This window comes from Kribbella koreensis (assembly GCF_039525325.1).
Lineage (GTDB): Bacteria > Actinomycetota > Actinomycetes > Propionibacteriales > Kribbellaceae > Kribbella > Kribbella koreensis.
Map to the genome: position 1 here is coordinate 991266 of NZ_BAAAHK010000003.1, position 24764 is coordinate 1016029.

Here is a 24764-nt window from a genome sequence, read left to right on the forward strand (position 1 = left end):
GGAAAACCCTAGGTCTCACGGCATGGAGGTGTCGCGCTACGGATAGTGGTTATGTTCGAAGGTGTGGCGGATGCGGTGATGGCGAGGGCTCGGTGGCGGGACGTGTTCGGTCATGCCGAGTTCCGTGCCCTGTTCGTGGCCGGCGTGCTGTCCGTCATCGGCGACCAGCTCGCCCGGGTCGCACTGTCGGTCCTCGTCTTCGACCGCACCGCGTCTGCCGGGCTGACGGCTCTTGCCTACGCCCTGACGTACGTTCCGGATCTGCTCTTCGGGCCGCTATTGGCCGGATTCGCCGACCGCTACCCGCGGCGGCGGGTGATGATCGTCACCGACCTTGCCCGCGCAGTGCTCGTCGCCTTGATGGCGATCAACGCGCTGCCACTGTTGGTAATCATCGGCCTGCTGGTCGCACTGCAGGCTTTCGGCTCCCCGTTCAACGCCGCACGGGCCGCAACCCTCCCGGTGGTACTGCCAGACGACCACTACGTCCTGGGCAAGGCCGCGAACGACATGGTCGTCCAGTTCAGCCAGGTGCTCGGCTTCGGAACAGGCGGTCTCGCGGTGGTCGCGGTGGGGACCTCCGGAGGCCTCCTGGTGGACTCCGCGACCTTCCTGCTGTCCGCTGCGTTCATCGCTTTCGGCGTACGATCGCGCCCTGCACCCTCCCAGAACTCCGGGGACGAGCCCAGGCGCAGCTACCTGAAGGACCTCGCCGCCGGAGCATCTCTGGTGGTCCGTACTCCGTCCCTGCGGTCTCTGGTCGCGCTGGCCACTGTTGCCGGGTTCTACGTCACAGTGGAGGGCGTGGCGGTGCCGTACGCGGCCGAGATCGGGGGCGGGCCAGAAGCAGCCGGGCTCCTGCTGGCCGCCCAGCCCGCCGGTGCCGTCCTGGGGATGTGGCTCATCACCCTGTGGGCGCCCGAACGCCGGATGCGATTCCTCGGGCCGCTAGCGATCCTCGCCTGCGTTCCGTTGGTGTTCTGCGCGCTCCAGCCAGGCTTGCTCGTCACGATGGTGCTCTGGGCCCTGTCCGGCGCCGCGTCGGCGTACCATCTGCCGGCCAGCGCGAGCTTCGTCCAGGCCGTGCCCGACAACCAGCGTGGCCAGGCGTTCGGTGTCGCGAGCACCGCCCTGCGCTCCAGTCAGGGCCTCGGAATCCTGCTCGCCGGGGTCCTGGGCGAGCGATTCAGTCCGTCGACGGCATTGGCCGTGATGGGCTCGGCCGGTGCATTGGCGGCGGTCGGGGCGGGCACCGCCTGGCGGCGTGCCCGCCGAATTCCGGCTGCTCCGTAAAATCGATGTAAATCGATTCTTGAAACACCTCACCGGAAATCAGTCCGGCCATCCGTAAAGAGACGGTAAAGATTTACCTTTCGTCACCAGTCGTTACCGCCGCCGGCGGCCGGGACGAACCAGTCGTTGCCGCCGGTGAACCAGTCGTTCCCGCCGCCGGCGAACCAGTCGTTCCCGCCCGTGAACCAGTCGTTTCCCCCGTGGAACCAGTCGTTGCCGCCGGTGAACCAGTCGTTGCCGGTGCCGGTCGTACGCGCTGCCTTGCTCATGATTTCTCGACCCTTCGAAGAGGTGGTTCCGTGGAATGAATCCGGATTCAGGGGTGACCTGCCGTGAACAGGCCGTTACGATGAACGCATAACCGACTCAGTCGAACTGTGAGGCTCATGATGATTCTGGTCGGTCGGAGCAGCTGGGTGCCACCCCGGCAATGGAAGCTCTGGTCGTTGCCGGCCGCCGCGCTGGGATATGTGATTGCGATTGATTTGATCGCGGTCACGATTACCACACTGGCTGTCCGCGCGACCATGACCGGACCTCATGCCGGCGTTACTTCGTCAGAATGGGCCGCGTTCGCCGTCCTGGCGGCCGCCTCTACGCTGCACCTGGAGTCCGCCCGCGGGATCGAGCGGCGCCGGGAGATGGCCGCCAACACGTCCCCGCACACGAACCTGAAGTGCCTGTGGGTCTTCGCCAGCCTGCTGTTGCTGCCGCTGTCGCTGGTCGTCCCGCTGATCGCGTGGTCGTACCTGTACTCGTGGTTCCGGGTGTACGGCCGGACCGTGGCCCACCGCAAGATCTTCTCCACGTCCACCTACGTCCTGGCCAGCGCCGCCGCTGCCGCCGTACTGCGGGCAGGTGGGCTGATCGCCGAGCCTCGTGTCCCGACCAGTTTCTGGACCCTGCTAGTCGTGATCGCCGCCGCGGCGACCTGGTGGCTGGTCAACTACGCGCTGGTGATCGGCGCGATCCTGCTGGCCTCCCCGGAGGCGACCGCCCGTGAAGCGCTGGGCGAGCTGTCCGACCAACTGGTCGTCTGCGCCGGTCTGGGCCTCGGTGTGGCGATCGCCGCGATGCAGTCGTCATACCCATGGGTCGTCCCCGTGCTGATGGTGACGGTGCTCGCGCTGCACCGGGACCTGCTGCTCCCGCAGTACCAGCGAGCAGCCGGCACGGACGTCAAGACCGGCCTCGCCAACCCGTCGTACTGGGCCAGTGCGGTGCCGGTGGAGCTCGCCCGGGCCGAGACCCTGCGCAGCACGGTCGGGCTGCTGATGCTCGACCTGGACAAGTTCAAGGAGATCAACGACACCTACGGGCACCCAGCGGGTGACCAGGCGCTCAAGGCGGTCGGTGAGAGCGTCCGGGCCGAGGTGCGCCAGGGTGACCTGGTTGCGCGCGTCGGTGGGGACGAGCTGGCCGTACTGCTGCCCGGTGCCTCGGAGACCGAGGTGCTGGAGGTCGCGGAGCGGATCAGGGACCGGCTGGCCACCCTGACCGTCTCGGTCAGCACGACGGGCACGCAGAAGACGGTCATCACCGGCGTACCGGCATCGTTCGGTGCGGCGGTCTATCCGGAGGTGGCGGCGACGATGGACCAGTTGATCCTGGCCGCAGACAACGCGTTGCTCACCGCGAAGCGAACCGGCCGCAACACGATCGTCACCGCGCGACCACTCCCGCCCGCCGTCGGCGAGCGCACCGACCAGCCGGTCGACTGAACATAGGACCGCCTCACGCAGCGACATGGGTCCGCCTTCCTCAAGGCGCTGGTGCCTAGTCAGTGCCCCGAGGAGGGATCGGTCTAACGCAGGGTCATCGAATCCTGATCAAAGCCTTACCGAGCAGTGACCGTCCCTCGACCGCGGTGTGTGCGTCGGCCAGCTGGTCGAGGGTGAAGGTCCGATCGATCACCGGGATCAGGTCTCCGCGGGTGACCCGCTGCAGGACATCGGCACCGGTGATGGTGGTCTGGAGGTTGTCGATCCGCAGGTCCATGATGCCCTTGACGGTGATGTTGCGGCGCTCGGCTTCGGCCGGGTCGTACTTCGCGAAGCCGCCGCTCGGGGCGCCGTGCGCGGAGAACCAGCCGCCGTCCTTCACGGTGCTGAACGCGGCCGCGCCGAGCTCTCCGCCGGCACCTTCGAAGGCGACGTCGACGCCTTCGTTGTTCGTTGCCTCCAGCACCGACTTCTGCCAGCCGTCGACGCTGTAGTCGATCACCACGTCGGCGCCCTGGGCCTTCACGAGGTCGAGCTTGGCCTGGCCGCGCGCTGCCGCGATGACGTGCGCTCCGGCCTTGTGCGCGACCTGGACCAGGAGCACGCCCATACCGCCGGCTGCGGCGGTGATCAGGACCTCTTTCCCTTGTAGATCAGGGGAAAGCTGCTCGAGAAGCAACGTGGTGAAGCCGTCGCCTGCAGCTGCTACCGCCGTTTCGAGGTTCAGTTCGGCCGGTACTTCGACGAGCTCCGCGACCGCGGCGACGCCGACCTCGGCGTGGGCACCGAAGTCGACCGTCCGGCCGATCACCCGACGCCCTACCCACTGCTCGTCGACTCCCGGCCCGACCTCGCGGACCGTGCCACCGAACGAGTTGCCCGGCACGTACGGCGGCTTCACGTCGAAGAACCCACCGTGCTCCCCGTTCCGGATCGCCGTCTCGACGAAGATCAGATCGGTCAGCTCGATATCGACGAGCACCTGCCCGGCACCGGCCACCGGCTCCGGCCAGTCCTGTACTTCGATGACCTCGGCGCCGCCGAACCTCGTCACTACTGCTGCCCGCATCTGTCCGACTCCATCTCGTTTGCGTCCGTCACCTGCTGTCACCCCCGACCCTGCAACCTCAACGTTGGTTCAGGTCAAGCGCGTCCCCTGGCTGTGGACGAACGAACCCGAGATGTCGGTGGCGCTCGGTAGGGTTCGTGAGGTGCTAGAGGTCACCTTCAAACCAGCCGACCCGCCCCGCGCGGGCCGCCTGATCCTGTACGGCGACCTCACCCCCACCGCCCAGATCCCCCACGAGAAACTCGAACTGGTCGTCCCCCGAGGAAACAGCATCCGCCGCGCTCAGATCCCCGCCCTGACCCTCGGGGTCGCGGAGGGGCTGGCCTTCCTCCGGCGCAGCGACGAACGCTCCGGAGGTGCCGGCTCGGGCAGCACCCGGTCGGACCGCATCGGTTCAGACGTCGACTCCCGCGGCGCCGGTCCGGGCAGCACCCCGTCGGACCACGTCGGCTCGGGCGTCGGCTTCGGCGACATCGGGTCGGTTCGCCCCGAGGTGAGCAAGGAGTCGGCAAGCCTGCGGGTGTGGGCGGCCGCTGCGTTGGCTGGGGTTGGGTTGGTTGGGCGCGGGCGGTTGGTGCCGGATGTCAGTCCTGGTGGGTTCGGGGCTTGGCGGGTGGCGCCGTTGGATCCCGCGGATCATGGGTGGTTGCGGAACTTGGTCGCCTCCATGCCCGCGACGGGACATGCGTTGGCGATCGAGGGGTCCCGGCCGCTGCGGTTGGTGGATCCGGAGCAGTTGGTTCGGGCCTTTTGGGATGCGCTGGCCGACACGTTGGTGCGAACGCCCGCGGCAGCACTCGCAGTACGAGCCGGCGCTGCTCCGTTCGCCGACGTCGACCCGATCGAGCTGACCGGTTCGACGGCTTGGCTCGAGGAGACCGCCCGAAGCGAGAACGCCGGAGCTCGACTCGTCCTGAGAATCGAACCACCCGCAACCATCGAGCCGGCCGGGGATGACGCCGCCGTTGTCGGCCGAGGTGATCGACCGGACGCGATCGGCCGGCCGCCGGCGGATGTCGAGCCCGCCACAGGCATCGAGCCAGCTCCGGGTGGCTTGCTGGCCGGCGGTGACATACCGCCTGCGGGTGACCTGCCAGCCGGGGGTGACGTAGCGGCTGGGGGTGACGTGCCGGCTGGAGGTGGTGTACCTGCCGGGGGTCAGGCGCCGGCTGGAGGTGACGTACCGGCCGGGGGTCAGGCGCCGGCTGGGGGTAAGGCGCCGGCTGAGAGTGAGGCGCTGGCTGGGGGTGAGGGCGAGTTCAGGGCTGTGTTGCAGTTGCGTAGTGGGGTGGATCCGAGCCTGCTGGTGGATGTGGCGGATGTTTGGAATGCGCCTCCTGCCGTGCTGGCCGCGTTGGGTGAGCGGGCCGAGACGGATCTGTTGCTGGCTTTGCGGCGGGGGGCTCGGGTGTGGCCGCCGTTGGGGGCTGCGTTGCGGGATGCGGCGCCGGCGGAAGTACCGATTGGTGATGCGGCGCTGGACGAGTTGGCTGGGGACAGCGACGCGCTCGACGGGGCTGGGATCGAGGTGTTGTGGCCGGCTGAGTTGTTTGCGGGTGAGTTGGCGCTGCGGGGCGCAGTACAGGCGACGCCTACTCCTGGTGCGGTGACCGGTCCGGACTTCAGCTTGACCGATCTGCTGGCCTTCAAATGGCGGCCGACGCTGGACGGGCAGGAGCTGACCGAGGCGGAGGTCGCCGCGCTGGCCGAGGCGAAGCGCCCGATGATCCGGATGCGTGGGCGCTGGGTGCGGATCGATCAGGAGCTGGTTCGCAAACTGCGGCAAGGTGGGTCGCGCAAGCTTTCCGGCGCCGAGGCGCTGGGTGCCGCGTTGACGGGCTCGCTGGAGATCGACGGCGAGCTGGTCGCCTTCGACGCGGACGGTTCGCTGCAGACGATGGTCGACAGGCTGCGAACCGCCGAGCAGCCGGAGCCGATGGCTGAGCCGGTCGGGTTGCGGGCGACGTTGCGCGACTACCAGCGGCGAGGGGTTGCGTGGATGGCGCAGCTGGCCGAGCTCGGGTTCGGCGGATGCCTGGCGGACGACATGGGGTTGGGCAAGACGATCCAGGTGATCGCCCTGCACCTGCAGCTGTCGCAACGCGGACGCGGCCCGACGCTCGTCGTCTGCCCGTCGACGCTGCTCGGCACGTGGGAGCGGGAGCTGACCAAGTTCGCGCCCGACGTACCGGTACGCCGGTACCACGGGGCCGGCCGGTCCTTGTCGGACCTCATGCCCGACGAGGTGGTGCTCACGACGTACGGGGTGGTGCGTCAGGACCATCACGTGCTGGGTGAGATCTTCTGGGGACTCGCCGTTGCTGATGAGGCGCAGCATGCGAAGAACCCCTTGTCCCGCACGGCTCGCGCCTTGCGAACGTTGCCCGCAGCAACCAGGTTGGCGCTGACCGGCACGCCGGTGGAGAACCGGCTGTCCGAGCTCTGGTCGATCCTCGACTGGGCCGCGCCCGGGTTGCTCGGGACGTTGGACCGATTCCGGCATGACGTCGCGGTGCCGGTCGAGCGGTATCACGACGAGGAGGCGACGGCCCGGCTGGCGCGGGTGACGCGACCGTTCCTGTTGCGGCGGAAGAAGAGCGATCCCGGGATCGCGCCCGAGTTGCCACAGAAGACCGAGCACGACGTCGTCGTACCGCTGACCGCCGAGCAGGCCACCCTCTATCAAGCAGTCGCCAAAGAGACCCTCGCCAAGATCGAGGAAGCCGAAGGCATCGCGCGCCGAGGTCTCGTCCTGAGCCTGCTCACGCAACTGAAGCAGGTCTGCAACCACCCCGCACAGTTCCTCCACGAGCCCGGCCCACTCCCCCGCCGCTCCGGCAAACTCGCGGCGCTCGACGAACTGCTCGACGTCATCCTCGCCGAGGGCGAATCGGTCCTGATCTTCAGCCAGTACGTCGAAATGTGCCGCCTGATCGAGTCGCATCTGGCCGCCCGCCAGGTCCGCACCCTGTTCCTGCACGGCGGTATCGGGGTGAAGAAACGCGAGCAACTGGTCGAGCAGTTCCAAGCCGGCGAAGCCCAGGTCTTCCTGCTGTCGTTGAAGGCCGGCGGCGTCGGCCTGACCCTCACCAAGGCGACCCACGTCGTCCACTACGACCGCTGGTGGAACCCAGCCGTAGAAGACCAGGCAACGGACCGCGCCTACCGAATCGGCCAGGACAAACCAGTCCAGGTCCACCGACTCGTCACCGAAAACACCCTCGAAGACCGAATCTCCACCGTCATCGCGGCAAAGCGCGAACTCGCCGACGCCGTAGTCGGCTCCGGCGAAGCCTGGCTCAGCGAGCTGTCCGACACCGAACTGACCGAGCTGGTCGAACTGTCGAGCACCCCCGCAAAGTCCGGCGCCGCCAGCGCCTACAACCCGTCAGCAGTAGGCCGCGCTGCAACGTCAGCCGGCAACTCAGCACCTGCCCGGGGCGCAGCCTCAGCCTCAGCACCATCGCCTCACTCCCCTGCGCCCGTGTCGACCTCGGCGGCGCCCTCCTCGTCCTTCTCCGCGGCACAGCCGCCGGATGTGGAGGTAGGCGATGAGTGATCGGACGCCTTGGCAGGGGTGGCGGGACAGGGATCGGGAGAATGCTGGGTTGCCGGCGGCCAAGGGGGCGGGGGCTCGGCGGCCGTTCGGGGGGACTTGGTGGGGGAAGGCGTGGCTGGGGGCGTTGGAGCGGCAGGCTCAGCTTGATCCGAATCGGTTGGGGCGGGGGCGGTCGTACGCGCGGCGCGGGAGCGTGCTGGAGATGGTGGTTGATCCGGGGGTCGTGCGGGCATCCGTGCAGGGCAGTCGGGTTACGCCGTATGTGGTGACGGTGAAGATCCGGGCGTTTGATGATGCCGAGTGGGATGCGGTGCTTGATGTCGTGTCGGCGCAGATCGGGCGGGTCGCCGCGTTGCTTGACGGCGAGTTACCTCCCGAGTTGGTGGACGATGCGCAGGCGGCGGGGCTCGAGCTGTTGCCGGATGCGGGTGAAGTACGGACCGATTGCAACTGCCCGGATTTCGCTGTGCCCTGCAAGCATTCCGCGGCCGTTTGCTATCTGATCGCCGATGCGCTGGACGAGGATCCCTTCGAGCTCCTTCTCCTGCGCGGCAAGCAGAAGGACGAGTTGCTCTCGGCGCTGAGAGCCCGCCGATCGACACCGGCCGGCGAGCAACCAGCCATCAAACCCAAGCCACTCGGCGTCGTCGCCAAGACAGCCTTCGCCAGAACGCCCGGCCCCATCCCGATCCCAGTACGCCCGTTGAACCAGCCAGGCGCGCCAACCGCAGTACAGGTGCTCGAACCCCCACGCCAATCCGGTGTCGACGGCAAGGACCTACTCGCCCTGGCCACCGACGCAGCCAGACGAGCTTGGGAGTTGGCGGCCGGCGATGGCGACGGCGGGCTCAGCCTCACCCGCGACCAAGACCTCGCCCGCAGAGCAGCCGGCCTGCTCGGTACGCCGGCCCTCGCAGACCTAGCCCACCGAGCCGGCCTCACAGCCCGCCAACTGACAAGCTGGGCAGTCGCCTGGCGCGAAGGCGGCCCCGGCGGCCTGGCCATAGCAACCGCCCCACCGACCACCCACGCCCCGGCCGAAGCCGATCCAGCTCGCGCCGGAGCCACGGACCCGCCGGCCGCAGTCGCGGATCCGGGGGCGATGGCTGAGGGGTTGACCGTGCTTGACGGTGTTGTCGAGGGGAACTGGATTACGGCGGAGCGGGTGCAGCTTCGGCTTGCGGGTGACGGGCTCTGGTACTTGTTCACGAAACAGTTCAGCGACTGGATGCTGAGTGCGCCGCCGTCGCCGGATCCGGCCGAGCTACTCGGTCGGGCGTGAGGCGACGAACGCCTGGGCCAGGCGGGCGATCAGGTCGTACGGGATCGGCTTGGACAGTGGGAACTTCAGGGTGCCTTTGCCTGCGAGATAAGGCTCGATCTCCGTCGCCAGCGGCTCGGAGACGGGCGGGATCGGGTAGACGGAGATGTGGTTCTTCCAGCCGCTGAAGTACATCAGGGACTTGCCGTTCAGAGTGATCGCCGGGATCTGGACCTCGGCGGGAAGGTCGCGATGTAGTCGTCGACACTCTGGAAATCCGTGGACGCCATCCAGCCATCGTGACCGCGAGCATGTGTGACGGCAATCGCCAAGCCTTACCATCTGGGTCGAAAAGGTGGCGGCTGTTTGACGGGAGGCGGGGGGATCAGCGCAGACTCTGGTATGGCCGATGGGTTCTGTCTCGATCTGCTCGGGCCGTTGACGGTCCGGTACGGCCGGGTGCCGCTCAGCGCGGGGCCGATCCGGCAGCAGGCGATGCTGGCCGTGATGGCGCTGCACGCCAATCAGGTCACCTCGGCCGAGCAGCTTCTGGACCTCGTCTGGGACGAGAATCCCCCGTCCAGCGGCCTCCGCGTCATCCCGACCTACGTCTACCGAATCCGCCAGACCCTGCCACCCGAGGTCGCTCTCGAGCGCACGACCGGCGGTTACGTACTCCGGCTGCCACCAGGTGCCCTCGACATCGATCGCTTCGAATCGGCCGTGAAGGCCGCCGAGCAGGCCAAGGATCCATCCCTGTACCGCGATGCGCTGGCCCTGTTCCGTGGCGAGCCGTTGAGCGGGTTGCCCGGCAACTACCTGGCCGGTCAGCGGCGGAGACTCACCGAACGGCGAGATGACGCGCTCAGCGAGCGACTGGGCCTTGAGCTCAGCGCGTGCCGCTTCGCGGACGTAGTACCGGAGTTGTCGGCTCTGGTTGCCGAGCGGCCGCTGGACGAGCGGTTCGCCGCGCAGCTGATGACGGCGCTGTTCCACAGTGGGCGGCGGGCCGAGGCGTTGGAGACCTATGCGCGGACGCGGTCGTTGCTGGTCGACGAGTTGGGCGTCGAGCCGGGGCAAGGTCTGCAGGCCGTCCATCAGCTGCTGCTCCGCGACCTCGCCGAGCCGGCCGGCGGTCGCGACGAACTCCCTTACAGCGGCGCGACTTTCATCGGGCGTACGGCGGAACTCGAGTCAGTCGTCAAGGCGCTGACCCCTGGCACCCGTGGCGCGCCGCCGGTAGTCGCCATCGACGGGATGGCGGGGCTCGGCAAGACCGCGCTCGCCGTCCAGGCCGGTCGGCGGGTCGCGGCGCAGTACCCGGATGGCCAGTTGTTCGTGGATCTGCACGGCCACACGCCCGGTCGTGAGCCGCTCGGCGTCGATCACGCGGTGGATCATCTGCTCCGAGGCATCGGCGTACCGGCGGAGAAGCTGCCGTGCGATCCCGCGGAACGTGAAGCGCTGTGGCGATCGGAGACGGCCGGTCTGCGGCTGCTGATCGTGCTCGACAACGCGCCCGACACCCGCGCGATCCTGCCTTTGTTGCCTGGGGCACCGACCTGCGCGGTGCTGGTGACGAGCCGTCGGCAACTCACGAGCCTGGACAGCAGCTTGCGACTCGGCCTCGATCTGCTCGCCGAGGACGAAGCGGCGGCCTTGCTGACCGAGCTGGCCGGCGCGGAACGAGTCGCCGCCGGCGATGCCGTCGACGAGCTGATCGAGCTGTGCGGCCGACTGCCGTTGGCGCTGCGGATCGCCGGTTCGCGGTTGAGGCATCGGCCGACCTGGCCGGTCGCTCACCTCAACGAACGTCTCCGAGCCCGGTTGCTGACTGAGCTCAGTGGCGAGACCGACGGCGTGGGGCCGGCCTTCGCTGTCTCCTACGAGCAACTCAGTGCGGATCAGCAACTGATGTTCCGGCGGCTGAGTCTGATGCCGGGCAAGGACATCGACCGCTACAGCGCAGCAGCGCTGGCCGGGATGACGTCTACCACGGCTGAGGACGTACTGGAGAGCTTGGTCGACGCGAGCCTGCTACTGCAGCCCAGGCCCGGCCGTTTCGAGTTCCACGACCTACTGCGCAAGTACTCCGCGCAGGTGATGACCACCGACGACCAGGGATCCGAGGCGATCAGCAGCCTCCTCCAGTACTACGTACGCACCGCCCGCCGCTCCGCAGCGCACCACCACGACCTACTGCCCGAAGACTGCGACCACCTGGACGCCGACAGCCCCGACGTGAGCCAGGATCTCGCCTGGGCTGACGCCGAGCGGGCCAACCTGGTCGCCGCGGTCCAACTGTCGGAGCGCGAAGGGCATGACGAGCTGACCGTGCCCCTGACCATCGCTGTCGCTCCCTACCTGCACCTGCGCACCAGGCAAGACGAGCTGGACGTAGTACTGACTGCAGGCCTCGCCGCAGCCCAGCGGTCCGGCAACAGCGCAGGCGAGGCGCGCCTGCTCTTCCTCCGCGGCCATATCGGCCAGTTCCGCTGCGGCCCGGCCCATGGCGTGTGCGACCTGCGGCGGGCGGCCGAGCTGGCGACCGGCGAAGCACCTGCTCTGCAGTCACACATCCTCGGCTCACTCGGCTACACGGTCGGCTCGCTCGACCTCCACTCCGACTGGCCCGACCTGCTCCGCGAGTCACTCCGGCTGGCTCAACTGGCCGACGACCAGCGCGCGACAGTCTCCACCCTCGGCCACCTCGCCGCCCTGCACGCCAGGCAGTGGAACTTCGCGGTAGCCCTCGAGTACTACGAGCAGGCCCTCTCCATGGCTCGCACCTTGGGAGACGAGCGCCTCGAGCCCAACCTCCTCAACGGCATGGCCGGCTGCCACCTGGACGCCGGCAACGCCCACCCAGCACTCCAAGCAGCTCGGACGGCGCAGGAGTTGGCCGCGACGCATGCACTGGAGTTCCCGCTCAGCTACGCGCTCTGCCATCTCGGTGAGGCGTACCGGCAGCTCGGCTGGCATGCGCAAGCAGTGGAGACCCACCGCCGCGCGCTGGAGATCGCCGTCGACAACTGCACCTACCTAGACGAGGTGGACGCCCGCCTGAACCTAGGCCGCAGCCTGCTGACCCACAACTGCCGCGACCAGGCCGAAGACCAATACCAGCTCGTACTACGCCTCTGCGAGGACCGGCAGTACCCACTCGGCATCGCCCAGGCACTAGTCGGCCTGGCCGACTGCCGTGAGTCGCTGCAGCCAGGCGAAGCCCACGAGCTCCTACTCCGGGCCTTGGCAGCAGTCAGCGACGGCGTGCACCCAGTACTGGCCGGCCGACTCCAGGACCGCCTGGCCGCGGCGACCTCGGGCAGATCTGCATAACCGGCCAATGTAAGTGATGGGATGTCGTTCTGTCAGTCATCGAGATTTCATCGGTCTGAAAGAGTCTCGGGACGTCCCACCTCCCCGCCCGCAGAGGACCCCGCATGAAACGACTCCTGATCGGCGCGGCCGTCGCGCTGGCCTTCGTAGCCACCTGCACCACCGCCCAAGCAGCACCCGCAGGCAGTCCTGTCTCGATGACGACTGGTTTCTATGTCGACCCGGACTCCAACCCGGCCGTCTGGGTGCGCGACCACCCGTCCGACGCCGCCGCCGCGAGCATCCGCGCGAATATCGCGGAGAAGGCCGGTGGGCGCTGGTTCGGCAACTGGAGTGGGAACATCCAGCAGGCGGTGTCGGCGTTCACCGGCGCCGCGGACGCGGCTGACAAATTGCCGATCCTGGTCGCGTACAACATCCCCGGTCGCGACTGCGGTGGTGACTCCAAGGGTGGCGCCGGGTCGCCGGAGGCGTATCGCACCTGGATCAGCCAGTTCGCGGACGGCATCGGCAACCGTCCGGCCGTCGTGATCATCGAGCCGGACGCGCTGGCGCAGCTGGACTGCATCCCGGCCGAGGTGAAGCAGACGCGGCTCGATCTGCTGAAGTACGCGGTGAACCAGTTCGCGAGCAAGAACCCGAACACCTGGGCCTACATGGACGGTGGCAACGCGACCTGGATCGACGCGGGTGAGATGGCGCGGCGGCTGAACCTGGTCGAGGTGAACAAGATCCGCGGCTTCGCGCTCAACACGTCGAACTACTACACGACCGCGCAGTCCGTCACCAAGGGCAATGCGATCCGGGCGGGGCTGAGCAGCCCGGCCCAGTTCGTGATCGACACCAGCCGCAACGGCAACGGGCCCACCGCGGACAACCAGTGGTGCAACCCGGCCGGCCGCAAGCTGGGCGACACCTCACGCGATGGCAGCCACGTCTCCGGCACGCTCGACAGCCTGCTCTGGCTCAAGGTCCCCGGCGACTCCGACGGCGACTGCGGCTCGGTCCGCGGCATCCCCGCCGGCACCTTCTCCCCCATCCTCGCCACCAACCTGATCACCGGCCACTGACCCCACCCGCTGCGCCCGGCCTCAGCTCGCCGGGCGCAGCAGCTTGGTGAGTTGCTCGGTCAGGTGGCCGGCGATCTTGGCGTGGCCCTCGACGGAGGGGTGGACGTCGTCCGTGCAGTCGGCTTCGGTGATCCAGCCGTCCGTACCGACGTACCGGATCTTGGCATCATCGGCCGCCTTCACCGCCGCCTCGATCTCGCTCGCGTGCTTGCCACTGAAGGGGCTGAGGGCAACGATCTCGCTGCTTCCGTACTTCGACCGCACCAGCCGCAGGTACTCCCCGTACTGCGCAGCGCTCAGCGTCTCGTCGTTGACCCCCAGATTGAGCACCACCAGATCCGGCTCCTCGACCCGCTCAGCGGCCGACCCGGCGAAGTTCCACCCGAACGACTCCAGCCCCGACGGCACCTCCCCGTTCCCCGTCCGCACAATGCCCTGCCGCCCGAAGCCGACCTGGTACGCCGATGCGCCGAGCGCCCGAGCCGTCAGATACGCGAACGACTTGGTCCCGTCCGCGCCTTCCGACTCGGGATGAGCGCTGAGCGCCCGCACGCCCTGCGTGATCGAGTCGCCGTAGAACTCGAGTCGCGGCCCACCCGGTCGCCCGGCCAGGCGCAACCGGGTGTCGGCGTCGAGCACGAGCCCGGCGAAGACGACGGCGCACTCGAAGGGCGGGTTCCAGCGATTGGCGTGTTCGCTCACGTCCTTGACGACGATCTCGACCTTGTGCGGCCCGGCGACGTCTGCCGTCAACTCGATCACCGGTTGCTCAACGACGTACAGGGTCGATGAGCCGTCGTCGATCGTGACCCACAGGTGCGGCGCGGTGGTCAGCCCGCCGACGTCGAACAACGCCTGCACGGCGGTCCCGCTGAAGGTGAAGGAGATCCGCGACCCCGAGTTGACGGTGATCGCCAACCCCGGCTGCTGCCCCCACTGCCCTTCCAGCACGATCCGGGGATCCCCCGGCGCCACTACCTCGCCCGCTACGAATGCCACGTCATCGCTCCTCGCTTCCGGCACCCGAGCATTCTCCCCAACGGGGTCGGTGAGGGGCGGGCGGCCCTGCCGTTCGGAGTACAGGCCGGCCTCCCGCGGCGGTCAGGATCGCGGGAGGCCGGAGCTGGGCGGAGGTCAGAAGCCGGAGTTGCCGGGGCCCCGGATCAAGGTGTAGCCGAAGGCGTTGTTCAGGCCGCCGGAGCCTGTGCCGGAGACGGTGACGTAGTTGAAGGTGGCGGAGCCGGCTACCTGGAGGTCTATGCCGTAGGTGCCGGTGGTCTGGACCTTGACGTGGTCGAAGGTCAGGTTGGTGACGTTCTTCTGCCAGCTCATCAGGATGCCCTGATAAGTACTGTCGATGATGTCGACGTCCTTGATCAGCACGGGTGCGGTGATCTCGCGGGCTTCGGCGTAGATCCACAGGCCGCCTTGACTGCTGTTCCAGTCGGTGTTGAAGCCGCCGGCCCGGGTGATCGTGTTGCGTTGGACGGACGTCGTACCGGAGAACGGCTGGGCCGAGTGCCAGGTGCTGATCGTGATCCCGGACGCGGTGTAGACCGTGTCGGAGAACAGGTTGTCCTCGATCCGGTTGCCGTTGCCGCCGTAGATCGCGGCCGTGTTGGCGAGCGCCGGCAGCGTCGCGGTGTTGAACGTGAACGCGCAGTTCGCCACCGCGCTGTTGAACGACCACATCGCCAGCGCGTCGTCACCGGTGTTGCGGAACACGCTCTGATCGACCCGGCTGTTGCTGACGGCGCTGCCGTCGCCGCTGAAGGTGTTGAGATTGACGCCATCGGCGAACATGTCGCGGATGCGCACGCCGGCGACGTACAGGCCGTTGGTCCCGCTGTTCGCCCACAGCCCGACCTTGGAGTGCTCGAGCCAAACGTTGTGAATCAGCGAACCGGTGCCGAAATTGCCTTCCAGAGCAGCGTCCGTCGTGACCGAGCCGTCCGGATCGCGGTAGCGCACATCACCGGCGAAGTAGAAGTCGGCGAGCTGCACATTGCCACCCGTCGCGAAGAACCCACCACGGCCCGCGTTGCCGCGAATCGTCGAATACCACATGCCCGCACCGCGAATCGTCACGTTGTCGACGTTCACCCGCGCGGTCAGATCGAAGACACCATTGGGAATCCACAACGTTTTGCCGGCCGACTTCGCCGCGCTGATCGCCGAGTTGAACGCCGCCGTGTCGTCACCAGAACCGGACACGGCGCCGTAGGCGGTCACATCAACCGAGTTGGCGGGAATCGTGTAGGCGTCGGCGACCACCTCGGTGTCGATCAGGTCGACCGTGATCGGCGTCGACGTGTCGTTCTGCAGCTTGATCACCGTGCCGGCCGGGTACGACGGCAGCGTCGACCGCACCTCGTCGTAGAACCGGTGACCGTTGCCCAGACCGGGATCGTTCGGGAACGGGTAGTTGCCGTAGACCCAGCTGTACGCCGACGTCAGTGTCAGGTCCTTGACCTTCGCCCCGCCGACATAGACACCGAGCGGCGCCGTGATCCCGGTACCGGCCGCGTTGTCCGGAATCGAGTAGCGCACGACGATCGAGTTGGCCGGCTTGGTCAGCGTGAACTGCGTGTACTTGCCCGCGTTGTCCAGCCGTACCGCCCGCCGCCCGGACGACTCCGACGCAAGCGTGCGATAGGTACGGTCAGGCCCGATCACCACGCCATTGGTACTGCTGTTCTCAGCCTCGTACTCCGTATAGGGCACGGTCGCGCCCCGAGCCGCCAGGTCCGTCGATCCGGTGACCGCGAGATCGTCGAGCGCGACATTGCCGCTGTCACCCGCGTCGTACTGGTACCCGATCAGGTTGAGCCCGGCGCGGAGCGGGAGCGTCTGGGCGACCGTGGCCCAACCGGTTGCGGCAGGCAACGACACCTGGCCGGTCTTCACCCCGTTGGCGTACACACTGAGCGTCTTGGTGGAGCCAGTCGTGTTGCTGTAGCGGAGGGTGGTGGACGCGTTGCCGGCCGCGGTGACGTTGACCGTGCGGATCGCGCGGCTGCCGGTCGTGGTGAATCCGGTGACGTAGCCGGTACCGGCGTACCCGGCGATCGAAGTACCGACTGTGGTGCCGCCGGACAGGAAGGCGTTCTCCAGCGCCGGACCACTGGATGGCGGTGGCGGGTCGGTCGGCGCCGAGACCGTGATGTTGTCTAGGTTCACGTTGCCGGTGTCCGCGGTGTCGAACTTGTAGGCGACGGAGTTGGTGCCCGCGGTGAGCGGGACCGCCTCGGACGCAGTACCCCAGGTGTCCCAGTTGGCCGTGGGCGGGAGGCTGATCTGCCTCACCTTGACCGCGTTGGCATAGAGCGACAGCGTCATCGCGACGCCGGTGCCGTTGGCGTACCTGAGCGACACAGCACTGTCGCCTGCCATCGATGAGCTCACGGTGAAGGTTGTGGCGGCATTTCCTTTGTTGGCGTCCGTATAGCCGCCCACGAACCCACTGCCGGTGTAGCCCGGGTGGTCTGTCGCGACGACCGCTCCCCCGGACAGTGTCGCGCTCTCGGCTTCCAGCGCTCCCGCAGGCGCCCCAGGCACATCGGTCACGGTCAGCTTGTCCAGGTTGACGTTGCCGGAGTCTGCCGGGTCGAAGCGGTAGCTGAGCTGGTTGGAACCCGCCGGGAGCGACAGGGTCGTGTGCAGGTCCGACCAGCTGTCCCAGTTGGCCGACGCAGGCAAGATGAGTTGCTGGACCTTGGTACCGGCGCGGTAGAGCGACAGTGTCTTCGCAGAGCCTGTCCCGTTCGCGTACCTGAGCGACAGGTCGTAGCTAGCGGCTGTGGGGATGTTGACTGCGGCAGTGACCGCAGCAGTCCCCTTGTTCCCGTCGGTGAACCCACCGACGAAGCCCGAGCCGCTGTAGCCGGCATGGTCGGTCTGGACGACCGCACCCCCGGCCAGTGTCGCGTTCTCCGCCTCTACCGTCGCAGTGAAGCTCGCGGCCGCAGCCGGGATCGACAAGTAGGAGGTGGCGAGTAGAGCTGCCAAGAGCGTGACGAACCTCTTTTTGGGCATGACTGTGGAGCCCTTCTGTCAGGGTCGAGCGGGGCGGAACTACTTATCCCTTGACTGCGCCACTGAGTGCGTTGGACTTGAGGAACAGTCGCTGGAACACCAGGAACAGCGCCACCGGAATCACCGTCGAGATCGCGAGTGCCGCCAGGAACACATCGAGTTCGACGAACTTCTGCAGCGCGGGAAGCCGGACGGACAGGGGTTGCAGATCGGGGTCGGGCAGGACCAGCAGCGGCCAGAGGAAGTCCTTCCAGGCCGCGATGATCGCGAACACCGAGACGACACCCAGGATCGGGCGCGACATCGGCAGGACGACGGACCAGAACATCCGGTACGGTCCGGCGCCGTCGACCCGGGCGGCCTCGAAGACCTCCCGGGGCAGGTTGTCGAAGAACCGTTGCACGATCAGGATGTTGAACGCGTTCGCGCCGGCCGGCAGCCAGACCGCCCAGAACGTGTTGATCAACGAGGTCTTCAGCAACGGTGGGTCGACGATCGTGAGGTACAGCGGGACGAGCAGCACGACCGACGGCACGAAGAGCGTCGCGAGCACGATGCCGGTCAGGGCCTTGCGGTAGCGCGGGCGTAGTACCGACAAGGCGTAGCCGGCCGTGGTCGCCACCAGCAACTGGACGAACCAGGAGCCGGCCGCGAGGACGACGGTGTTGAGGAAGTACTTGTCGATCTCCACCCGCGACCAGGCGGTGGACAGGTTGGCCCAGTCGATCCCGTGCGGCCACAACGCGAGCGGCGCGCGCAGGGTGTCCTGGGTTGGAGTGACTGCCGCCTTGGCCAGCCAGAGCATGGGGCCCAGGCCGACGGCGATCAGCGCGGCTAGCAGCAAGACGTGCACTGACCGAGCGGTACGCCGTACGCCGGGGCGGCGCCAGTCCGACGACGAGAGGATGCCCCGGCTCATGAGCGGCTCCAGGATCGGGTCAGGCGGAAGTAGACGGCCGACAGGATGCCCAGGGCAACGGCCAGCATGATGCTGAGGGCGGTCGCGGCGCCGTACTCGCCACCGAGACTGTTGGCGAACGCGTAGTCGTAGATGAGTAGCAGGATGGTGATCGTGGAGTTCGCCGGGCCGCCACCGGTGAACAGGAACGGCTCCAGGAAGACCTGCGACGTTCCGACGATCTGCAGGATGAAGGTGATCAGCAGGACGCCTCTGAGCTGCGGCAGCGTCACATGCCAGATCTTGCGCCAGATCGACGCTCTGTCGATCTCGGCTGCTTCGTAGAGATCAGTGGCGACCCCTGTCAGTGCGGCGAGGTAGATGATGACCGTGCCGCCGGCTGCGGCCCAGGTCGCCTCGATGACCAGTGCGGGCATCGCACTGCCCGAGTCCTGTAGCCAGGAGACCGGGCCGAGGCCTACTGCGCCGAGGATGGTGTTGAAGACGCCGTTGGGGCTGGCGTCGTAGAAGAACTTCCACAGCAGCACTGCGACTACTGGTGGGATCACCACCGGCAAGTAGGCCAATGCGCTGTAGAGACCTTTGAAGCGGCGTACCTCGCTCATCAGGACTGCAGCGACGAGCGGGACCGGGTAGCCGAACAGTAGGGCGAGCAGAGCGAAGTACAGGGTGTTCTTGACTGCTGTCCAGAGCAGGGGGTCGGCCAGGACGTCCCTGAAGTTCTGTAGGCCGGCGAAGGTCGCAGGGGTGACCAGGTTGGTCTCCTGGAAGCTCATCACCACAGCCCTGAGGATCGGGATCCAGGAGAAGACACCGAAGACCAGTAGCAGCGGTAGCAGGAAGACCAGCGTGCTCAGGCCACTACCGCGACCTCTTCTCATCAGTGGCTACTTCCGGTCGAGGAGGGTCTGCGCCTCGGCGTTGGCGTTCTTGAGCAGCTTCGCGATGTCGGCATCCTTGTTGGTCAGGACCGACTGCACGACCGGGTCGAGGAGCTTGTAGACCTCCTGGGTCGACCGGACCGGCTCGGTGAGCAGCGGCTGGTCGAACATCTTGTCCGTGTACGGCTTCATCTGCTCGAGCGGGACGTTCACATACTCCTTCACCCAGCCCAGCGACTCGTCGTACGTCGCCTTGTCGAACACCGGTAGCTGCGGAGCACCCACTGGCTGCTTGGAGGCGGCAACGGTCTTCGCATCGAGCACTGCGGCGTCCTTGTCGGCCAGCTTCTTCATGTAGAAGTAGTCGATCCACTTCACGGCAGCGGCCTTCACACCGTCGTTGGCCTTGGCACTGACCGTCGCCAGCGTCCCACCGCCCAGTACTCCGGCCTGGTCGTTGCTGGCGAGCGGGATGGTCGTCACGCCGTAGTCGGCCGGCTTGAGCGCATTCTGCGTGACCAGTGAGCCGTAGTTGCCGCCACCGGACACGTACATACCGATCTGGCCAGATGCGAAGGCCTGGTTGATGCCGCCCCAGTCGTAGAGGAAGTTGGAGCCCATGCTGTTGTCCGTCCAGCGCATGTCCTTCAGCAACTGCAGCACCGAGGTCATCTCGGGTGTGTCGAGCTGTGCCGTCGCGGTGTCGCCGTCGAGCTTCTCCGTGCGGCCGCCGAACGCGTAGTCGAGGGTGGTGAGGATCCAGCCACCTGTGTTGTCGGTAGTCAGTTCGGCGTACCCGGCCTTGCCTGTCTTGTCCGCGATCTGCTTGGCGTCCGCACGGACCTCATCCCAGGTCGCCGGCGGCTTGTCGGGGTCCAGCCCGGCCTGCTTGAACAAGGACCGGTTGTAGTGCAAGGCCTGCCCGTACGCCGCGATCGGGACGGCCCACATCTTGCCGTCCTCGGCCTTGCCCGCCTTGGCGACGTTCTCGCTGAACTTGCTCGCGTACGGGAGAGCTGAGACGAGGCCGCTGATGTCGGCGATCTGCTTGCGCTGGATCAGGCCACGGCCGTCGGTGAACGGGACCGTGAAGACGTCGGGCAGCGTGCCACCAGCAAGCTGCGCGGTGAAGGTCGTCGCGGTCCAGTTGTACTCCTGCGGGACGACGTCGATCTTCGGGTTGTCCTTCTCGAACTGCGCGACCCTCGCGTCGAAGGCGGCGATCGCGCCCTTGTCGAGGCCGGGGTCGCGGGCGACCTTCAGGGTGACCGGGCCGTCGGGCGTCGCCTTGGTGTCCGAGCCGGAGCCCGAGCAGGCGGTGAGGCTCGCGGCCACAGCGACCACGAGAGCGATGGGAGTGAGCTTCATTGCGTGGTTCTCCTACTTCGTGGTCAGCCAGACGGCTGCGTCGGTGGGGAGGCGATCGTCAGTGAGGGCGGCGCTGGCGAGCAGGACTTCGCCGTCCAGCTGGAGCGGCTCGTCGCCCAGGTTGACCAGGCAGCGGAAGCGCTCTCCGCGGCTGAAGGCGATGACATCGTCGGTGGTGGTTTCGTGCCAGGCGAATTCGTTGGGGAGGCCGCGGCGGAGGTGCAGCGCGGCGCGGTACAGGGCGAGCATCGAGTCGGGGTCGCGTTCCTGCACCTCGACGCAGTGGCTGCCCCACTCGGCCGGCTGCGGCAGCCAGGGAGTGAAGCCTTGCGAGTTGAAGCCGAAGCTCGGGCCAGTAGTTGTCCAAGGCAACGGTACGCGGCAGCCGTCGCGGCCGGGATCGGCGCCTTCGGAGCGGTGGAAGATCGGGTCCTGCAGCGCGGCGAGCGGGAGGTCCTCGACCTCGGGCAGGCCGAGCTCGTCGCCTTGATAGACATAGAGCGACCCAGGCAATGCGGCCGTCAGCAGCGCCGCCGCCCGCGCCCGCCGTTGCCCCAGCGCCAGATCAGTCGGTACGCCGAACCGCTTGGTCTGGAACGAGAACGAGCTGTCCTCGCGTCCGTACCGGGTGGCCGGTCTGGTGACGTCATGGTTGGACAGCACCCAGGTGGCCGGCGCGTCGACGGGCCGGTGAGCGGCGAGCGTGGATTCGATCGACGCGCGGAGCTCGGACGCTCTCCACGGCCGGCCCATCAGGTCGAAGTTGAACGCGGTGTGCATCTCGTCCGGCCGCAGATAGCGGGCGAACCGCTCGGGGTCGGCGAGCCAGATCTCCCCGACGAGCACCCGCGGTTCGGCGTACTCGTCGGCGATGGCCCGCCAGGAGCGGTAGATGTCGTGGAGTTCGTCGCGATCGACGTACGGGTGCTCGGCGGTCTCGCCGTACTCCGGGAAGGCGGGATCCTTGACCGGCATGGTGGCCGAGTCGATCCGGATCCCGGCGACACCCCGGTCGAACCAGAACCTGAGGATCTCCTCGTGTTCGCGGCGGACGTCGGGGTGGTTCCAGTTGAGGTCGGGCTGCTCGGGGGTGAAGAGGTGGAGGTACCACTCCCCCCGGCGTACCGTCGGGGTTCTTGGTCCTGGTCCAGGTGTCACCGGAGAAGCTGGAGACCCAGTCGGTCGGCTGCTCCTCGCCGCCCTTGAACCAGAAGCGTTCTCTTGCCGGTGAGCCCGGGCCATCGGCCAGAGCTTCTTTGAACCACACGTGTTCGCTCGAGATGTGGTTCGGGACGATGTCGATGATCGTGCGGATACCCAGGGCGGCAGCCTCCGCGATGAGTTGCTCGGCCTCCTCGACGGTGCCGAAGGCCGGATCGATCACCCGGTAGTCGGCCACGTCGTACCCGCCGTCGGCGAGCGGGGACAGGTACCACGGGGTGAACCAGATGGCGTCGATCCCGAGGCTGCTCAGGTACGGGAGCCGCGAGCGGACGCCGGCCAGGTCACCGGTGCCGTCGCCGTTCCCGTCGGCGAAGCTGCGCGGGTAGATCTGGTAGATCGCCGCATCCCGCCACCACTGCTGAGTACTCACCTCTTTGCTCACCTGAACTCCGTTCGATCGTGGTAGGTTTAGCGCTCCACCTTGGTGGGACCGTAAGGCCGCTTCCGGGCGGCTGTCAATGGGCGGACGGCGCTCGTATCCTGGCCGCGACAACCGAGAGGAGCCGCTGTGCGGGTCACGCTGAAGGACATCGCCGACGAGGCCGGGGTCAGCATGATGACGGTCTCGAACGTGGTGAACGGCAAGCGCGCCCGGGTCTCGCCGGAGACGATCGAGCGGATCCAGCGGATCGTCGCCGAGCGCGGTTACGTGCCGAGCGCGTCGGCCCGCAGCCTGGCCGCGAAGTCGTCACGGCTGATCGGCCTGCTGGTGCCGGCGGCCGACGAGGACAGCTTGATGATCAGCCCGCACAACGTGGCGATCGTCGGGCAGATCGAGCGGGAACTGCGCAAGGGCGGGTACCACCTGTTGCTCCGCGGGATCGCGGCGCCGGCGGAGGTTGCCGAGGCGTTGCAGTCGTGGAGCCTGGATGGGGCGGTGCTGCTCGGGTTCCTGGACGAGGAGATCGACCGGCTCACTGCTCGCGCGGTGGGGAAGGTGTCGTTGCTCGCGATCGACAGCTATTCGGCGAATCCGTTGACTACCGGCGTACGGTCCGATGACTACACCGGTGCGCTGCTGGCCGCGCGGCATCTGCTGGAGCTGGGGCATCGGGAGATCGTCTTCGCCGGGCCGTCGTTCTCCGATGTCGGTGTCGTGCACGAGCGGTTCGCGGGTTTCCAGGCTGCCTTCGCGGAGGCCGGGTTGTCGTGGCGGGAGCGGCTGGTCTCGGCGAACACGACACATGCCAGTGGCCGCGAGCTCGGGCGGCGGCTGATGTCCTCGCACCCCTCGGCCACGGCCGTCTTCGCGACCGCCGACATCCTGGCGATCGGGATCATGGAAGGGCTGGCGGAGAGTGGGTTCTCGGTGCCTTCGGACGTTTCGGTGCTCGGGTTCGACGACCTCGATCTGAGCGCTTACGTCACGCCCAAGCTGACCACGATCGCGCAGGACATCCCGCGGAAGGCGGCGATCGCAGTACAGCTGCTCCTGGGCACGATCGAGGGCAAGGAGCATCCGGTCGACCCGATCACGCTGGAGGTCCGGCTGATCGAGCGCGCCTCGACCGCCGCGCCACGCTGACCGCCGAAAGTCCTTCAGAACAAGGCCGGAGGACCCTTTGGCGGCTATGAGCCGCGCGCTGGAGTGGAAGTAGGACGAGAGGATTTGGAGGCGAGAACATGAATGACCTCGTCAAGCGTGAACGGCCACTCACGGATCTGACCGACTGGCTCGAAGTGGAGTTCGCGGCCTTCCCCACCTTCCGGCCGTTCACCATTCCGGCCCTGCGGCCGTTCGCCGGCCTGCAGATGATGCGGGTGGAGGACTTCCGCGAAGGTGACGACTACGTGCTGCGTGCCGAACTGCCCGGCATCGACCCCGTCAAGGATGTCGACATCACGGTCGCCGACGGCATGCTCACCGTGAAGGCGGAGCGGAAGGAGACCACCAAGGAGGCGCTGCGGTCCGAGTTCCGTTACGGAGCCTTCTCCCGCAGCATGACGTTGCCGGCCGACTTCGACGACAGCGAGATCAAGGCCACCTACAAGGACGGCATCCTGGAGATCCGGGTGCCACTGAAGGAGGTGCCGAAGCCGGAGCCCAAGCACGTGGACGTCAAGACGACCTGACCACGGCGGCTTCGGAGTCGCAACCTGCACCCGTGGGGCCGGCCCGATGGCCGGCCCCACGGCAATGCCAGAGATCACCAGCCCTCTTTGCGGGCACGGGCCTCGAAGAGCAGGATGCCGGCTGACAAGGCGACGTTGAGCGAATCGGCCTGACCGAGCATCGGGATGCTCACCTTCTTGAAGCCCTGCTCATGCCATGCCTGGTGAAGTCCCTCGCCTTCCGAGCCGACGACGAAGGCAGTTCTTCCTTGGTACTGCGGTGCTTTGTAGCTGCCGGTCGCTGCGGGGTCGGCGAGGTGGACCTCGAACTCGTGCTGCCTGAGCCAACTCGCTGCGCTGGCGATGCTCGTGAACTCGAGCACCGGAGTGGTGAGCACCATGCCGCGGCTGGCGGCGTACACGGCGGGGTGATTCGGGCGCGCCCGGCGGCTGGTGAGGACCAGGCAGTCCGCGCGGGCGGCGTCGACCGTGCGGATCAGGGTGCCGAGGTTGCCGGCGTACTCGACGCCATCGGCGACCAGTACCAGCGAGGACTCACTGAGCCTGAGCTCCTCGGCGCGCCACTCGGGCAGCCGGGCAATGGAGATCAGGCCGTCGGACCGGCTCTTCCGGCTGACTCGTGCCAGCAGCTTCGGTGAGATCCGGTAGACCTCACGTGCTCTCGCGGCGATCTCGGCTGCTGTCCGCGGCTGTTCGCAGACTTCAGCGCAGTAATAGAAGGTGTCGATCACGGTCGGGGTGCTGAGCAGCTGGCTGTGCTCCCAGCTCCCCTCGACCAGGATCCTGCCGGGGACGGAATCCTTGCGAACGGCGAGCAGGGCGCGGCCACGCGGGTGCTGCGCTCCGATCGGCAGGACGTCGGGAAATGACGGTGCCATGAGGTGACTCCGGTGAATGAGAACAGCAGACCGCGCCCGGGGACGCCTTCGTGGGCATCCGCACCGGTCGGGTG

At 67.5% G+C, this 24764-nt stretch carries 18 protein-coding genes and 1 pseudogene; 8 read left to right on the forward strand and 11 right to left on the reverse strand.

Features of this window, described 5'->3' with window-relative positions; genetic code table 11:
• Positions 1-51 precede the first annotated feature (51 nt).
• The gene (locus tag ABD116_RS08140; protein WP_343966521.1) at positions 52-1293 is read left to right on the forward strand and encodes an MFS transporter; all 1242 of its coding nucleotides are present in this window, start codon (positions 52-54) and stop codon (positions 1291-1293) included.
• 83 nt (positions 1294-1376) lie between these two features.
• Here the strand turns inward: ABD116_RS08140 and ABD116_RS08145 are convergent, their stop codons facing one another.
• Positions 1377-1562 (reverse strand): DEAD/DEAH box helicase, encoded by a 186-nt coding sequence (locus ABD116_RS08145; RefSeq protein WP_343966524.1) that lies wholly within the window; start codon positions 1560-1562, stop codon positions 1377-1379.
• Between the two features lie 117 nt (positions 1563-1679).
• Between ABD116_RS08145 and ABD116_RS08150 the strand changes: the two genes are divergently transcribed.
• Positions 1680-3014 carry a GGDEF domain-containing protein gene (locus ABD116_RS08150; protein ID WP_343966528.1) on the forward strand — a complete coding sequence of 445 codons (1335 nt, stop codon included), beginning with the start codon at positions 1680-1682 and terminating at the stop codon, positions 3012-3014.
• 94 nt (positions 3015-3108) lie between these two features.
• On the opposite strand, the gene ABD116_RS08155 is transcribed toward ABD116_RS08150, so the two are convergent.
• Complete coding sequence (locus ABD116_RS08155) at positions 3109-4083, reverse strand: zinc-binding dehydrogenase (protein ID WP_343966530.1); 975 nt, start codon at positions 4081-4083, stop codon at positions 3109-3111.
• A 142-nt stretch (positions 4084-4225) separates the two neighbouring features.
• On the opposite strand from ABD116_RS08155, the gene ABD116_RS08160 reads away from it, so the two are divergent.
• Together ABD116_RS08160 and ABD116_RS08165 are read left to right on the forward strand one after the other, a co-directional pair.
• Complete coding sequence (locus tag ABD116_RS08160; protein WP_425552061.1) at positions 4226-7642, forward strand: DEAD/DEAH box helicase; 3417 nt, start codon at positions 4226-4228, stop codon at positions 7640-7642.
• Positions 7635-8924 carry an SWIM zinc finger family protein gene (locus ABD116_RS08165; protein ID WP_343966534.1) on the forward strand — a complete coding sequence of 430 codons (1290 nt, stop codon included), beginning with the start codon at positions 7635-7637 and terminating at the stop codon, positions 8922-8924. The genes ABD116_RS08160 and ABD116_RS08165 overlap by 8 nt, the downstream gene beginning before the upstream one ends.
• Here the strand turns inward: ABD116_RS08165 and ABD116_RS08170 are convergent.
• Positions 8907-9098, reverse strand: coding sequence for an iron chaperone (locus tag ABD116_RS08170; protein ID WP_343966536.1), 192 nt, complete (start codon positions 9096-9098; stop codon positions 8907-8909). The two genes, ABD116_RS08165 and ABD116_RS08170, sit on opposite strands and share 18 nt — an antisense overlap.
• 207 nt (positions 9099-9305) lie before the next feature.
• Between ABD116_RS08170 and ABD116_RS08175 the strand changes: the two genes are divergently transcribed.
• Together ABD116_RS08175 and ABD116_RS08180 are read left to right on the forward strand one after the other, a co-directional pair.
• Positions 9306-12242, forward strand: a complete 2937-nt coding sequence (locus ABD116_RS08175) for an AfsR/SARP family transcriptional regulator (protein ID WP_343966538.1) — start codon at positions 9306-9308, stop codon at positions 12240-12242.
• 104 nt (positions 12243-12346) lie between these two features.
• A complete protein-coding gene (locus ABD116_RS08180; protein WP_343966540.1) occupies positions 12347-13312 on the forward strand; it encodes a glycoside hydrolase family 6 protein in 966 nt (321 codons plus the stop codon).
• Between the two features lie 21 nt (positions 13313-13333).
• On the opposite strand, the gene ABD116_RS08185 is transcribed toward ABD116_RS08180, so the two are convergent.
• The 7 genes and pseudogenes from ABD116_RS08185 to ABD116_RS08215 all read right to left on the reverse strand — a co-directional run.
• Positions 13334-14311 (reverse strand): GDSL-type esterase/lipase family protein, encoded by a 978-nt coding sequence (locus ABD116_RS08185; RefSeq protein ID WP_343966542.1) that lies wholly within the window; start codon positions 14309-14311, stop codon positions 13334-13336.
• 135 nt (positions 14312-14446) lie between these two features.
• Positions 14447-17347, reverse strand: a complete 2901-nt coding sequence (locus tag ABD116_RS08190; protein WP_343966545.1) for a CBM35 domain-containing protein — start codon at positions 17345-17347, stop codon at positions 14447-14449.
• A 43-nt stretch (positions 17348-17390) separates the two neighbouring features.
• Positions 17391-18266, reverse strand: a complete 876-nt coding sequence (locus tag ABD116_RS08195) for a carbohydrate ABC transporter permease (protein ID WP_343966547.1) — start codon at positions 18264-18266, stop codon at positions 17391-17393.
• Positions 18263-19147: a carbohydrate ABC transporter permease gene (locus ABD116_RS08200; RefSeq protein WP_343966549.1), complete on the reverse strand. Its 885-nt coding sequence runs from the start codon at positions 19145-19147 to the stop codon at positions 18263-18265. The genes ABD116_RS08195 and ABD116_RS08200 overlap by 4 nt, the downstream gene beginning before the upstream one ends.
• A 6-nt stretch (positions 19148-19153) precedes the next feature.
• Positions 19154-20515, reverse strand: coding sequence for an ABC transporter substrate-binding protein (locus ABD116_RS08205; protein WP_343966551.1), 1362 nt, complete (start codon positions 20513-20515; stop codon positions 19154-19156).
• 12 nt (positions 20516-20527) lie between these two features.
• Positions 20528-21673 (reverse strand): alpha-amylase family glycosyl hydrolase, encoded by a 1146-nt coding sequence (locus ABD116_RS08210; RefSeq protein ID WP_343966552.1) that lies wholly within the window; start codon positions 21671-21673, stop codon positions 20528-20530.
• A gap of 43 nt (positions 21674-21716) precedes the next feature.
• Positions 21717-22121 (reverse strand): annotated as a pseudogene (locus ABD116_RS08215) (alpha-amylase family glycosyl hydrolase); the annotation flags it as partial.
• Positions 22122-22247: 126 nt separating this feature from the next.
• Here ABD116_RS08215 and ABD116_RS08220 point away from each other — a divergent pair.
• Entirely contained in the window at positions 22248-23264 is a 1017-nt protein-coding gene (locus ABD116_RS08220) for a LacI family DNA-binding transcriptional regulator (RefSeq protein ID WP_343966554.1), read from the forward strand.
• A gap of 98 nt (positions 23265-23362) precedes the next feature.
• A complete protein-coding gene (locus ABD116_RS08225; protein ID WP_343966557.1) occupies positions 23363-23812 on the forward strand; it encodes an Hsp20/alpha crystallin family protein in 450 nt (149 codons plus the stop codon).
• Between the two features lie 74 nt (positions 23813-23886).
• Here ABD116_RS08225 and ABD116_RS08230 read toward each other — a convergent pair whose 3' ends face one another.
• A complete protein-coding gene (locus ABD116_RS08230) occupies positions 23887-24690 on the reverse strand; it encodes a TrmH family RNA methyltransferase (protein ID WP_343966559.1) in 804 nt (267 codons plus the stop codon).
• Between the last annotated feature and the right edge of the window lie 74 nt (positions 24691-24764).